Source organism: Pseudomonas sp. 2957 (assembly GCF_031456345.1).
Lineage (GTDB): Bacteria > Pseudomonadota > Gammaproteobacteria > Pseudomonadales > Pseudomonadaceae > Aquipseudomonas > Aquipseudomonas siliginis.
Window position 1 is genome coordinate 39,830 of the sequence record NZ_JAVDUL010000005.1, and the last position, 12,359, is coordinate 52,188.

Below are 12,359 nucleotides of genomic sequence, written 5' to 3' on the forward strand. Positions count from 1 at the left end.
TATTGCATACCTGCACTTGATGGTGGCTGTGCGCAGGGCGCCTTCGGGCGCGCCGATTTCGTGGCTCATCGGTCGACTAACCTGCGTGCAGCTGCCTCCCTTTCGTTTAGTCGCGAACCGGTTGCGGCCCTACTCCATCAGGAGACTGAGCCCGTGAAGAAGATAACGCCCGATCCACCCCTTGCCGATCCAACCTTCGCCGACCCGCTCGTCGAAGCGCAAAAACTCAAGGAAGCCGCCGACCGCGCCATCGATTACTACCTCAACCCCCGCCTCATCAAAGACCCCGCTGCACCGCGCAAACCCAGCACCCTGTTCATCGTCGACCCGGCTGCGGACAACGAAACCCTGCTGGTGCATGCCTGCGAATCACTGGCCTCGGCGAGCATCATGGCCAGCGACCTCGCCGGATTTATCGATGGACCGCAACGCAGCTCCCTGTTGGGGATACAACAGGTGATCATGCTGGGCGAACTGGCGGTCAACCGCGTACTGGACAGGCTTGTGCCGGAGTGACAAGAGCAAGGGGCTGGTTGCGAAGGTGGTGAGACAGGCAGAGCGTTGTTGGCTGACTGGCCGCCTTCGCTGGCAAGCCAGCTCCCACAGGATTGATGTACATCAGGCAGGAATGGGTTGGCTGGCAGGCCGCCTTCGCGAGCAGGCTCGCTCCCACAGTTTGAATCGAGTACATCAGCGAGAAACAGGTCGGCTGGCAGGCCGCCTTCGCGAGCAGGCTCGCTCCCACAAAAGCAAAAGCAAAAGCAAAGCAGCGCAGCTGCCCGCGGCGAAGCCGCACCACTCAACAATGAGCGCAAGCTCGAGTGCTCTTGATCTTGATCCACCGGCGACGTCGGAAGGCTGAGTGGAGGGATTGATCCGGGCGTGGGAGCGCAGCGACCGTTCGACGAAGTCGAACACAGCGAGTGTAGGTGCAGCGAAGCAAACCGGAGCCGCTGCGCCCGGATCAGTCCCGGAGCGAAGGAACCCGAGCCTGCGAGGGCCGGACGCAGGAGCTAGCGTTTTTTGCTTACTTTTTTAGGCGCTTGTAAAAAAGTAAGTCGCCGTCAGGCGAAACCGCCAGCCGCAGCACCCGAAGCAACGGATATTCACCCAAAACCCCACCAACACGGTCGGCCCAAAGGCCGCCGAGTTCACCCACCCTGAACCTTAGGCTTGGGAAAAAGATTATCGAGAGTCTCCAACAACCTCACGTGATAAATCGGCTTGCGAAACAGATCCAGCACCTGCAACCGCAACATATCGCTGACATCCTCCATATCCGCATGCCCCGACATCACAATCACCGGCAAATGCGCCCGCGACGTATGCTCACGCAACCGCCTGATCAACGACATGCCCGACTCCTCGGGCATACGCAGATCAGTAATCACCAAAGCAATATCCGGATGCTGGGTCAACAGATGCAACGCCAGCTTCACCGACGTCGCGGTATGACAGGTAAAGCCCTCCCCCTCCAGCAACTCCGCCAACTCCAGCAACGCGTCTTCTTCATCATCAACCAGAAGCAGTTGTTGGCGGGGCGACGAAGACGCGTTCATAGGCAATACCTGAATACTGAAAGGTAAATCCAGTGTAGTGCGATATCAGCCAGGTGCAGTGTTCACAAGATCAAGGCGTTGGCCGAGTCACAGCCGTACCATCGAGCGAGGTCAGAATATTGTTGAAGATCGCCAATACCCTGTCTCCAAGCGGAGTGACGAACGCCACGACCACCACAGCCACCATCGCCACCACAATCGCATACTCGATCGCCGAAGCACCCTCTTCACTGCGGGCAAACGCGCGAGCCTTGGCGATCACATAATCAAAAGTCATACGAAACATAGGTCCACTCCTTCGCGCCTCTGGCGCCGACATCACCACCGCGGCAAGGTTCCACCGTGCCACCTGAGCATTGTCAACAAACCCCCGCCCAACAACTGTAAGAACGCATTAATCACAAAGCATTAATCCCATCGGTTTTCCGCCGTTTCCGGCTGTTAACTGGCCAACGTCATACTTTGGTACGGTTATTTCGCCTGTCACTAATGGCGCTTTTGCTTGGATCAGCTAGCTTGGAAATAGCGAAATAGTTGCATGTTCATAGCTGCCGATTCAGTCCGCCTTTCGCAAGCAAATGCAGTCGGTTGTGCAGCAGGAAAGGGAGAGCCGTCATGAACAGTCGCGTCACCATGGGCCTAGCCGCGTTGCTGTTGCTCGGCGCGGTTGTTGTCGGTTACTGGGGGCTGGTGCTCAGTCGTCAGCCCGCCCCGATTGCCGAGGCGCCCGTCGCGCCCGCGGTCAGCGTTGAACAGACTGTCGCGATTGCCGAAGACCAGACCCGCCACCCGGTGGTGGTACTGCTCCACGATGTACCGCCGTTCACGCCGTTGACCGCCGCCGATGTGACTGTGGAAAAACTGCGCAGCGCACCGGCCGGCAGCCTGACCAGCATCGAACAAGCAGTCGGCCGCACGCCTTGGCGCCACCTCAGCGCTGGCACCTGGCTGAATGACGAAAGCTTCCAGGCCGGCGGCGCGCTGGCGCGGATGATTCGCCGCGACGAGCGCGCGCTCACCGTGGCCGTCGATGAAGTGATCGGTGGCGCCGGACAGTTGCTGCCAGGCGATTACGTCGATGTGCTGCTGTATCTGCGCGAGGACGCGAGCAATCTGCAGCAGTCGGCGCAGATCGCCGTTCCGGCCTTGCGCGTGCTCGGGGTCGGCGATCAGTACGGCCTGACCAACGACGGCCAACCGGCGACGCCCAGCCTCAGCGCCGAAGAAAAACTCAAACAGGACCAACGCCGCATCGCCGCGCGGACTGCGGTGCTGGCGGTGCCGGAACAACTGCTCAGCCGCCTGATGCTCGCCACTCAAGTCGGCACGTTGCGTCTCGCGGTGCGCAGCAGCGAAGAACAGCGGCTGGCCAAATATTGGGCCGGCGAAGCGCAATCGCCCGCGCACCTGGATCGGGCCAACAGCCAGCTCTTCCAGTTCACTCAACTCGCCCTGGGCAGCGCGCAAAAAGCACCTGCCACCGCCAGTGCCGGCGCGGCGCCCAGGCCTGCGGTGGAAATCATTCGCGGCAACCAGATCAGCCAACAAACCCCATGACTGCGCAAGGATTCACGTGCATGCAGAGTCGACTCAGACCGACATTAAAACCGGCGCTCCGGGCCTTGCTGTTGTTGGGATTGACGATGGATACCGCCGTCGCGGCGGTGGGCAATTGCTCGGCACTGCCGCGCCTGCCCTCGGTGATCGAGATCGGTGAAGGCTTCCAGCAGGATATGCAGTCACCGGTGGCAATCACTCGGCTGGCAGTGGGCGACCCGAAAATTGCCGACGTGCATGCCAATGGCGGTTCGTCCTTTCTGCTCACGGGTGTCGGCCCCGGCGCGACCAGCCTGATGGTCTGGACGGCCTGCTCGGCGCAGCCGCAGCAAGCCATGGTCTTCGTCCAGGGCGCGGCGACCACGGCGCTGACCAGCAGCGTGCCGTCGGACGATCCGACCCTGCCGTCGCAAGTGCAGACCGACATCCGCTTCGTCGAAGTCAGCCGCACCAAACTCAAGGAAGCCACGGCGTCGCTGATCGGCACGCGCGGCAATTTCCTGTTCGGTTCGCCCGGCACGCTGCCACCGATCGACGGCGTGCCGCAGCCGCGCCTGCCGGTGGATAACTCGCTGTTCAATTTTTCCTGGGTCGGCGGCAAGACCATGGCGATCATCAACGCCCTGGAAACCAGCGGCTTCGCCTACACCCTGGCGCGGCCGAGTCTGGTGGCGTTGAACGGGCAGAGTGCGAGCTTCCTGGCCGGCGGAGAAATCCCGATTCCAGTGCCCAGTTCCGGCAGCGACAGCGTGTCGATTGAGTACAAGGAATTCGGCATCCGCCTGACCCTGACGCCAACCATCATCGGCCGCGACCGCATCGCCTTGAAAGTCGCCCCGGAGGTCAGCGAACTGGATTTCGCCAACGCGGTGAACATCGCCGGCACCACCGTTCCGGCGCTGACCATCCGCCGGACCGACACCAGCGTGTCGCTGGGTGATGGCGAAAGTTTCGTCATCAGCGGTTTGATCAGCACCACCAACAGCTCGCAAGTGAACAAGTTTCCAGGCCTGGGCGACATTCCCATCCTCGGGGCGTTTTTCAAGGGTTCGCAAATCAAACGCGAAGAGCGCGAACTGCTGATGATCGTCACCCCGCACCTGGTCCAGCCATTGGCGGCGGACGCGCGACTGCCGTCGTTGCCGGGGGAGAAACTGCGCAATTACGACCCGAATTTCTATCGCATGTTCTTCCTCGAGAACGGTAACTTCGACAAGCGCAGCGGGTTGTCGCAATGAGCCAGAACCTCAGTCAGACCTTCCTCGCCATCACCCGCAACAGCACCGATCTGGAATGGCTGCAAAGCGCACTCGCGCCCCTGGGCCAGGTGGTCAGCGCCGGTGGCGGCAGCCTCGACGAACTGCTCGCACTGGTCGATGTGACGTTCGCCAATCTGGTCTTCGTCGGTCTCGATCGCGAGCATGTCGTGGCGCAGAGCGCGCTGATCGAAGGTGCGCTGGAAGCCAAGCCGATGCTGGCAATCGTCGCCCTCGGCGACGGCATGGACAATCAACTGGTGCTCAATGCGATGCGCGCCGGCGCGCGGGATTTCGTCGCCTATGGCTCACGTTCAAGCGAAGTCGCCGGGCTGGTGCGGCGCCTGGGCAAACGCCTGCCCGCCGTCACTCCCAACACGCAGCTGGGCGGGCTTACCGTGATGTACGGCGTGCAGAGCAGTTCCGACGGTGCCTTGCTCGCCAATCACATGGCCATGGTGGTGCAGAAGAGCGGCCAGCAAACCTTGCTGCTCGACCTTGGCCTGCCCCGTGGCGACAGCCTCGCGCTGTTGGGGCTGGAGAGCTCGTTTCACTTCGGCGACGCCCTGCGCCATCTGCGCCGGCTCGACGCTACGCTGATCGACAGCGCTTTCACCAGCGCCGACCACGGCCTGCGCATTCTTGCCTACGCCAACACTGACGAGCCGCTGGAAACCACCAGTGCCGCCGAGCTGTACATGCTCCTCAGCGCCCTGCGCCAGCACTTTCAGCACATTGTCGTGAACCTCACCGGGCAGGCCGACAGTGAGGCATTGCGCACCTTCGTCAGCCATTGCGACAAACTGCTGTGGTACACCGACCAGAACGTACTCAACTGCCGACGCAACCTCGCCGTGCTTAACCAGTGGCGCGAGAAAGGCATGAAACTCGAGCATGGGCGCTTGCTGATCGATCGCTACCTGAGCAACGTCGCGCCGGATGCCGAGACCTTGGGCAAGACCTTCAATCTGGAAGTCATCGCCGTGCTGGCGTTCAGTCCCGACGTGCGCCTGAACGCGAAAAACCAGGGCGTCAGCCTGTTCGAACTGGCGCCCAGGGAGAAACTCACCCAGAGCCTGCGCACCCTCGGCGAGCGCTTGGCGAAACGCTCCGAAGGCCTGAGCAAACCGAAAGTCACCTGGTTCGACCGTCTGCGAGGCCACTCATGAGCGCAGAAAAACTCTTTGGCGCAACGTCGCACGGAGCGATCGGCAACAGCGACCACGAAGGCCTGAAACTGGTCCTGCACCGCTACATCATCGACGCCATCGAGGAGTCGGGGAAAAACCTGCTGGAAGGTTCGCGCCAGCAACTGGCGCAGTTCGTCACCGACAAGGTCGCCGAATACATCGCGCGTTTGCACTTGGCGATCTCGCGCTACGAAATGGAGCGCCTCGGCGAAGAAATCGTCGACGAACTCACCGGATTCGGCCCACTGGAAGTCCTGCTGCGTGACCCGTCGGTGACGGAAATTCTGGTCAACGGCCCGCACCGGGTGTTCATCGAGCGCGACGGCGTATTGCATCAAAGCGATCTGCGTTTTATCGATGCGCATCACGTCGAGCGGGTCATGCAACGCATCCTTGCGCCGCTCGGGCGCCGCCTCGATGAGTCCTCGCCGATGGTCGATGCGCGCCTGCCGGACGGCAGCCGGGTCAACGCGATCATCCCGCCGATTGCCCTCGACGGCCCGTGCCTGTCGATCCGCAAGTTCCGCAAGGACATGCTCAAGAGCACCGACCTGATGGCGATGCAGACCATCGATCTGGCGATTTTCGAATTCCTGCAGAACGCCGTGGGCAAGCGCTGCAACATCCTGATCAGCGGCGGCACCGGCACCGGCAAGACCACGCTGCTGAACATCCTCAGCCAGTTGATCAACCCGCACGAACGGCTGGTGACCATCGAAGACGTCGCCGAACTGCAACTCGGCCACCCGCACGTGGTGCGCCTGGAAACCCGCCCGCCGAATGCCGAGGGCCATGGCGAGGTCAAGGCCAGCGACCTGATTCGCAACGCCCTGCGCATGCGTCCCGACCGGATCATTCTCGGCGAGATCCGGGGCGTCGAAGTGGTCGACGTCCTCACCGCGATGAACACCGGCCACGACGGCTCGATGAGCACCGTGCACGCCAACAATGCCCAGGACGCGCTGCTGCGACTGGAGACGCTGGTCGGCCTGACCGGGCGCTCGATTGCCGAACGCACCCTGCGTCAGATGATCTGCGCCGCCCTCGACGTGATCATTCAACTGACACGCATGCCCGATGGCCGGCGCTGCGTCAGTGAAGTGGTGGAAGTGGTCGGCATTCGCGAGGAGGTCTACGTCACCAACACCCTGTTCCGCCTCGACCGCCGCACGGGGTTCGGCTTTGTGCGCGAAGCGGTCAACCCGGCCGGCGACAAGCTGCGCCACGACGCTCACCTGGGCTGACGGCGAGGAGCACGCAGATGCTGGGACCGATCATTCTCATCGCCATTTGCCTGATGCTGCTGGGGCTGTCGATCTATCTGTTCCTGCAAGGGCTGCGCAAGACCGCGAAGGAAAAAGTCCTCAATCGACTCGCCGCCGGACAACCGCAGCTGGCCGTCGAGCAGGCCAGGTGGGTTGGACTGGAACGGATGTTTTTACGTGCCGGACTGGGTCGGCCGAGCGAGCGTTTCGGCCTGTGGCTGAGCCTGTGGGCGGCGGCGATGGGCCTGGGATTTTTACTCGGGAGCTGGGTTGGTTTGCTGATCATGTTGCTCGTCCCGCCCGTGGCGTTGCGGTTGTACATCGCCATTCGCTACCGGCAACGGATCCGTCGCATGATCGAACAACTGCCGCAACTGCTCGACCACACCGTGCGCAGCCTCAAGTCCGGCCGCACCCTCAGCGACGCAGTCCTGGGCGCCATCGAAGCCAGTGAAGACCCCTTGAAAGCGGCCATGGGCCGGGTGCAGCGCAACGTGCAACTGGGGGTGAACTTGCCTGACGCCGTCAGCGATTTTGCCGAACTCTACGAGCAGGACGAACTGCGTATGTTCGCCCTCGGCCTGAAGGTCAACCACCGCTACGGCGGCAACGCCAGTGAGCTGCTGGAGAACCTGATCAAACTGATCCGCGAGAGCGACCAGGGCGCGCGGCAGTTGCGCGCGCTGACCGGGGAAACTCGCATGACTGCTTGGGTTTTGGGTTTGCTGCCGCTGATTCTGGTGAGCTATTTCATGCTGACCAACCCCGGCTACATGCTCGGCATGTGGCACGACGAAAGCGGCCAGACCATGCTGCTCAGCGCCGCCGTGTTGCAGGTGTTGGGCAGTATGGCGCTGTGGCGCATGTTGCGGAGCGTTTGAGATGGTCTGGCTCGCGGCGTTGCTGTTGCTCCTCGGTTCGCTGTTATTGCTGGGCAATCACCTGCTCACCGAGCGCCGCCGCGTGCGTCAGGTGCATCAGCGCTTGCACGGTCAATTGGTCCGGGAGAACCGTTTCGGCCACTGGCTGCGCGCGCTGGGCAACAGCCGTTTCGGCCGGGGCTCGGTGAGCATCGACAGCGAAACCCAGACCCTGCTCGGCCGCCTCGGTTGGCGCCGCGCCAACGAACGCGCGCTCTTCGCCGCCTGCCAGATCGGCACGCCGCTGCTCGCTCTGGGGCTGGCGATCTTTTTGCAGGAAGTGTTTTTCCCGCAGACCAGCCACCGCTGGATGGCGCCGATGTTCGCTGCGGGCGGCGGCTATCTACTGCCCAAACGCCTGCTCGCCTACGCCGCCGCCCGTCGACAGAAAACCATCGCCGTGGAAATCTCCACGTTCATTCCGCTGCTGCGCATCCTCTTTGAATCCGGCATGGCCGTGGAACAAGCGCTGCGCGTGCTCAGCGTCGAAGCGCAGAAACTGCTGCCGGAGCTGACCAGCGAACTGCGCCTGATCCTCAGCCGCGTCGACTCGGGTCTGGAGCTGGGTCAGGAGCTGAACAAGACGGCGGTGATGCTCGCGGTGGACGAATTCACCGACACCTGCGTGATCCTCCAGCAACTGATCCACCAGGGCGGCGGTGCGATGAAATCACTGCTGGCGCTCAAGCAATTACTGGACGACCGACGCCTGACCCGGCTGCAGGAATACATCTCGAAAATGTCGGCGAAGATGTCGGTGGTGATGATGCTGTTTCTGTTTCCGGCCCTGCTGATCGTACTGGCCGGCCCGGGCTTCACCGCCATTGCCCGCGCGTTCGCAAACTGACCTTGGCTCATGGAGAGCGTTTGATGAAAGTACTGATAGTCATGGCAAGTCTGTTGCTGCTCAGCGGCTGCGCCACGGATGGCCAGGCGCCGTGGACCTCGCTGCTGTCGCCGTCCAGCTGCAGCAAACTCACGTCGGAGCAGGAACTGTCGCTGAACCTCGCCGATGACCTGGCCAGCGACGGCAAGCTCCACGCCAGCCTCGCCAACCTGCAAAGCCTGCCGGACAACCTCAGCGAAGTGCGCCTGCGCAAAGCCAAGGTTTATCGCCTGCTCGGCCGCAGCGAAGCCGAGCCGCTTTACCGCAGCCTGCTCGGCGGCTGCCTCACCGCCCAGGCCGAACATGGCCTGGGCCAGGTCTACGCCGCCCGTGGCGACAACGGCCAGGCCCAGGCCCACCTGCAACGCGCCGCACGCCTAGCGCCCACCGACGAAAAAATCCGCAATGATCTCGGCGTGGTCTACCTCAACCAACTGCGCCTCAACGAAGCGAAATTCGAATTCCTCACCGCCATCGAACTGAGCCAGAACAATCAACTGGCGACGCTGAACATGGTCACCCTGCTGCTCTACCAGAACGACTGGCCACAAGCCGCGGAAATCGTCAGCCGCTCGAAACTGACCCCGGAACAATTCACCGAAGCGCAGCAACGCGCAGAAAAACTCAAAGCCCCGGCCAACGCCAAAGCCACACCCGGCGACCGCGTCGCCGCCTTCATCGACCCGCTACCGCCGACGCTCGAATAGGAGACAGCCATGACCATCCGCAAAGGCCTGTGCTACCTGACCCTGCTCACCCTGCCCCTCGGCGCCCACGCCATCGACACCGGCCCTGCTTCTGCGCAGCAGCAGGAAACCGAAGGCTGGCTGGTTCTGCAAAGCCGCAACAAAGCCGCCTCCCCCAAACCTCAGAGTGCAACAGCCACCGAACGCGAACTGGCGATGCGGCGCTGGCTGAAGAAATACCAGTACGAGATCCCGGATTTTTATGATCCGGATGCGGGCGGGAAGATCGAGAGCAAGAATTAGTTTGGTGGTGCCCTTGAAGGCCCCTTCGCGAGCAGGCTCGCTCCCACAGTCGACCGCGTGCTTTCGGTGGGAGCGAGCCTGCTCGCGAAGAACGATAACGCGGTTTCAACGCTGCGGATCAACCCGATCCAGCGCCCGATTCACGGCTAGCTCGGCCAGCATGACAATCTGCTGAATCGCCAACGCCGTGCTGCGCTGAAACCCGCTCAACTCGCCAGCGAAATTACTCGCCATCGCACTCGCTGACGCCAGCGACTCACAGGCATGCGCCAACAAGCTTTCGGTATCGACATTGGGCACCACCATGAACAGCGCGCTGGGCGGGTGCGGTTTTGCGGGTTCGGGGCAGAGATAGAAATCGAGCGCGCGTTTTATCGCTTCGCGGTTTTTCACCAGATCGTCGGCGCGCATGGCGTCTTCGAGCGGGGTGGTGGGGGATGGCGGTGGGTCTGGGATCAGTTTGTCCATTGAAACGGCTCTCCAAAATCTGCGGTGCGACCCAATGCCATTCTCACGGGGCAAAAGGTGGCAACTGTATGCGGGGTGAGAATACCGGTTATGGACACCCGGCCAGACCGAAGTCTGCCCGCACACAGCCGCCATGACACATTGCAGACAGCGGACAAGCTGGCGGCGATTATGCGTGCACAGATACTGGATGACCATAAGTAGCAGGGTTCTCACACCCGATCGCCGAAGATTCGACGACAGCCAGAGACTAGTGACCCGACGTCCGACGGACAACCTGAAAACCTTGTGGGAAGGTTCTGGCAAATCAGACACAGATTTAAACAATCAAAACCAAAAGCACCCTCACCCTAGCCCTCTCCCAGAGGGAGAGGGGACCGACCGAGTTGTTTGGGCGAAGTACACCGACCTGAAAAACCGAGTCGAACACAAATTTTGAACAACCCACAAATCGGCTCCCTCTCCCTCGGGAGAGGGCTGGGGTGAGGGGCGAATCCAGCGCAAAACAAAAGCCAGACACCGCATGCTTTTCACCACTCAAAACAATGAGCGCAAGCTCGAGTAGCTTTTGATCTTGATCTGGGAGCCCGTCGGCAGGCTGAGTGGAGGGATTGATCCGGGTGTGGGAGCGCAGCGACCGTACGACGCAGTCGTACACAGCGAGTGTAGGTGCAGCGAAGCAAACCGGAGCCGCTGCGCCAGGATCGATCCCGGAGCGAAGGAACCCCGAGCCCCAGCGAGCGGGCCGAACGTCAGGGCGAAGACCTTTTGGTTACTTTTGGGGCGTTTGCCAAAAGTGACCCGCCGTAAGGGCGGAACCGTAATCAGCGACACCAAAAAAAACGGATATTCACCCCAACCACCCAAAGCATGGTCGGCCCAAAGGCCGCCAAGTCAATGCGCAGTAACCCGCTGCCGCCCAGCAGATCCAACGGGCGAAAGGGCCAAAGCCAACTGCGTCCGATTATGCATATGCGTCAACCGCAACACCTGCGACACATACAGCTTCACCGTGTTCTCGGTAATCCCCAACTCACAGGCAATCTGATAATTGGTCTGCCCCTTGCCCACCAGCCGCGCCACATCCAACTGCCGGGGCGACAACTGACTGAACACCGCCGGCATCTCCACGGACTCAGGCTCACCATCACTCACCACCGGCACGGGCGAGCGCCGCACCTTGTCCAGATCCTGATAAAGGTCATCGATCGACTCGGACAAAAACTGCAACTTCTGATTCAGATGACCCAGATGCAAATTCTTCTGCCGTTCCTGCAAAGCCAGCTCCTGACGCTGCACACCCTCGAGCAACTCAGCCAGATCAATCGGCTTCTGATAGTAATCGGCAATCCCCGCACGCAACGCCTTGATCACATCCTGCTTGTCAGCGCGCCCGGTGAGCATGATCGCCTCGAACACCCGCTGCTTGCCGGCCAGCCGCTGCAACGCCTGGATCAACTCGATGCCGTCCATGTCCGGCATGTGCAAATCACTCAGCACCAGACCGATGTCCGGGTCCGCCCTGAACAGCTCGATGGCTTCAAGACTCGAGTCGCACGGCACGCAACGGTAGCCACTGCTCTCGAGAAACTCACAGAGTTCTTCGACGATCAGCGGCTGATCATCGACCACGAGGATTTTTACCGAATTAGGCTTGTTCACGAACCACTCCATTTGCTCGGCCAACGCTGACGATTCCTGCACTTTGGTGGCGTATTCGCCTGAATTGAAAGTAGACCCACTTTCCGACTATGTACATAGGACTAGTGGCACCCCGCGATCAGGTGATCCAGTACAGCGAAAGCCCTACCCCTACCCACACGAACGGCGCAAATGGCAGCTTTTTTGACTTGTCCGGGGCCAGATGACGCAGATGCGCTCTAAGCCCTTGAGCCATATGAGGCCAGACTTTTGGCGCGAGCAGCAGCCACAGCACGCTGGCCAGGCCTGCGCCGATAAACGCGCCAAGAACGAATATGCCGTTCGTCGCAAGACCCAGGGCTGTCATTAATTTCACATCACCAGCGCCCATGCGGCCGAGGAAACAACCCGGCAACGTCAGCAGCAAGGCGATCAGGCAGGCCCAGCCACCTTGCGCTGCGTCGGCGCCCAGCCAAGTGCTGCCGGTCGCCAATAACCAGACCAGCGCCAGCGCACCTACGCCCAAGGTCAACATGTTGGAAATGCGCCGCTGTCGGGCATCTTGCGCGGCGCAGATCGCCAGCCAGATCAGAACAAGGGAAATCTGCATCCGCTGAAAGCCGTCCGT

Annotated in this window: 14 protein-coding genes; 9 read left to right on the top strand and 5 right to left on the bottom strand. The window is 61.4% G+C overall.

From position 1 onward, the window contains the following. Positions 1 to 153 precede the first annotated feature (153 nt). Positions 154 to 516, top strand: a complete 363-nt coding sequence (locus J2Y39_RS18530) for a DUF6124 family protein (protein WP_041479635.1) — start codon at positions 154 to 156, stop codon at positions 514 to 516. Positions 517 to 1,151: 635 nt separating this feature from the next. Here the strand turns inward: J2Y39_RS18530 and J2Y39_RS18535 are convergent. Beyond that, entirely contained in the window at positions 1,152 to 1,559 is a 408-nt protein-coding gene (locus J2Y39_RS18535; protein WP_236169688.1) for a response regulator, read from the bottom strand. Positions 1,560 to 1,629: 70 nt separating this feature from the next. Next, entirely contained in the window at positions 1,630 to 1,845 is a 216-nt protein-coding gene (locus J2Y39_RS18540) for a Flp family type IVb pilin (protein ID WP_370593582.1), read from the bottom strand. Positions 1,846 to 2,174: 329 nt separating this feature from the next. Between J2Y39_RS18540 and cpaB the strand changes: the two genes are divergently transcribed. Genes cpaB through J2Y39_RS18580 form a run of 8 tightly spaced genes read left to right on the top strand, consistent with a single transcriptional unit; the run spans position 2,175 to position 9,622 of the window. Continuing rightward, on the top strand, positions 2,175 to 3,116 hold the full coding sequence (cpaB, locus tag J2Y39_RS18545; RefSeq protein ID WP_310219098.1) for a Flp pilus assembly protein CpaB: 942 nt from the start codon (positions 2,175 to 2,177) through the stop codon (positions 3,114 to 3,116). Positions 3,117 to 3,136: 20 nt separating this feature from the next. Beyond that, positions 3,137 to 4,354, top strand: coding sequence for a type II and III secretion system protein family protein (locus J2Y39_RS18550; protein ID WP_122699975.1), 1,218 nt, complete (start codon positions 3,137 to 3,139; stop codon positions 4,352 to 4,354). Beyond that, positions 4,351 to 5,541 (top strand): pilus assembly protein, encoded by a 1,191-nt coding sequence (locus J2Y39_RS18555; RefSeq protein ID WP_041480647.1) that lies wholly within the window; start codon positions 4,351 to 4,353, stop codon positions 5,539 to 5,541. Before J2Y39_RS18550 ends, J2Y39_RS18555 begins: the two co-directional genes overlap by 4 nt. Next, positions 5,538 to 6,806 (top strand): CpaF family protein, encoded by a 1,269-nt coding sequence (locus tag J2Y39_RS18560; RefSeq protein ID WP_310219102.1) that lies wholly within the window; start codon positions 5,538 to 5,540, stop codon positions 6,804 to 6,806. Before J2Y39_RS18555 ends, J2Y39_RS18560 begins: the two co-directional genes overlap by 4 nt. 17 nt (positions 6,807 to 6,823) lie before the next feature. Next, entirely contained in the window at positions 6,824 to 7,708 is an 885-nt protein-coding gene (locus J2Y39_RS18565; protein WP_310219105.1) for a type II secretion system F family protein, read from the top strand. A gap of 1 nt (position 7,709) precedes the next feature. Then, entirely contained in the window at positions 7,710 to 8,594 is an 885-nt protein-coding gene (locus tag J2Y39_RS18570; RefSeq protein WP_110647081.1) for a type II secretion system F family protein, read from the top strand. Between the two features lie 23 nt (positions 8,595 to 8,617). Then, positions 8,618 to 9,340 (top strand): lipopolysaccharide assembly protein LapB, encoded by a 723-nt coding sequence (locus J2Y39_RS18575; RefSeq protein ID WP_150741613.1) that lies wholly within the window; start codon positions 8,618 to 8,620, stop codon positions 9,338 to 9,340. 9 nt (positions 9,341 to 9,349) lie between these two features. After that, positions 9,350 to 9,622 carry a DUF3613 domain-containing protein gene (locus tag J2Y39_RS18580; protein ID WP_150741614.1) on the top strand — a complete coding sequence of 91 codons (273 nt, stop codon included), beginning with the start codon at positions 9,350 to 9,352 and terminating at the stop codon, positions 9,620 to 9,622. 105 nt (positions 9,623 to 9,727) lie between these two features. On the opposite strand, the gene J2Y39_RS18585 is transcribed toward J2Y39_RS18580, so the two are convergent. The 3 genes from J2Y39_RS18585 to J2Y39_RS18595 all read right to left on the bottom strand — a co-directional run bounded on the left by J2Y39_RS18585 (position 9,728) and on the right by J2Y39_RS18595 (position 12,341). Further along, positions 9,728 to 10,090, bottom strand: a complete 363-nt coding sequence (locus J2Y39_RS18585) for a DUF6124 family protein (protein WP_150741615.1) — start codon at positions 10,088 to 10,090, stop codon at positions 9,728 to 9,730. 894 nt (positions 10,091 to 10,984) lie between these two features. Beyond that, the gene (locus tag J2Y39_RS18590) at positions 10,985 to 11,764 is read right to left on the bottom strand and encodes a response regulator (protein ID WP_370695132.1); all 780 of its coding nucleotides are present in this window, start codon (positions 11,762 to 11,764) and stop codon (positions 10,985 to 10,987) included. A 106-nt stretch (positions 11,765 to 11,870) separates the two neighbouring features. Beyond that, complete coding sequence (locus tag J2Y39_RS18595) at positions 11,871 to 12,341, bottom strand: prepilin peptidase (RefSeq protein ID WP_256808176.1); 471 nt, start codon at positions 12,339 to 12,341, stop codon at positions 11,871 to 11,873. Positions 12,342 to 12,359 lie beyond the last annotated feature (18 nt).

Bases quoted from the DNA above. Each gene is read 5' to 3' on its own strand.
- J2Y39_RS18535 (WP_236169688.1), bottom strand. From the start codon at position 1,559: ATGAACGCGTCTTCGTCGCCCCGCCAACAACTGCTTCTGGTTGATGAT.
- J2Y39_RS18540 (WP_370593582.1), bottom strand. From the start codon at position 1,845: ATGTTTCGTATGACTTTTGATTATGTGATCGCCAAGGCTCGCGCGTTT.
- cpaB (WP_310219098.1), top strand. From the start codon at position 2,175: ATGAACAGTCGCGTCACCATGGGCCTAGCCGCGTTGCTGTTGCTCGGC.
- J2Y39_RS18550 (WP_122699975.1), top strand. From the start codon at position 3,137: ATGCAGAGTCGACTCAGACCGACATTAAAACCGGCGCTCCGGGCCTTG.
- J2Y39_RS18555 (WP_041480647.1), top strand. From the start codon at position 4,351: ATGAGCCAGAACCTCAGTCAGACCTTCCTCGCCATCACCCGCAACAGC.
- J2Y39_RS18560 (WP_310219102.1), top strand. From the start codon at position 5,538: ATGAGCGCAGAAAAACTCTTTGGCGCAACGTCGCACGGAGCGATCGGC.
- J2Y39_RS18565 (WP_310219105.1), top strand. From the start codon at position 6,824: ATGCTGGGACCGATCATTCTCATCGCCATTTGCCTGATGCTGCTGGGG.
- J2Y39_RS18570 (WP_110647081.1), top strand. From the start codon at position 7,710: ATGGTCTGGCTCGCGGCGTTGCTGTTGCTCCTCGGTTCGCTGTTATTG.
- J2Y39_RS18575 (WP_150741613.1), top strand. From the start codon at position 8,618: ATGAAAGTACTGATAGTCATGGCAAGTCTGTTGCTGCTCAGCGGCTGC.
- J2Y39_RS18580 (WP_150741614.1), top strand. From the start codon at position 9,350: ATGACCATCCGCAAAGGCCTGTGCTACCTGACCCTGCTCACCCTGCCC.
- J2Y39_RS18585 (WP_150741615.1), bottom strand. From the start codon at position 10,090: ATGGACAAACTGATCCCAGACCCACCGCCATCCCCCACCACCCCGCTC.
- J2Y39_RS18590 (WP_370695132.1), bottom strand. From the start codon at position 11,764: ATGGAGTGGTTCGTGAACAAGCCTAATTCGGTAAAAATCCTCGTGGTC.
- J2Y39_RS18595 (WP_256808176.1), bottom strand. From the start codon at position 12,341: ATGCAGATTTCCCTTGTTCTGATCTGGCTGGCGATCTGCGCCGCGCAA.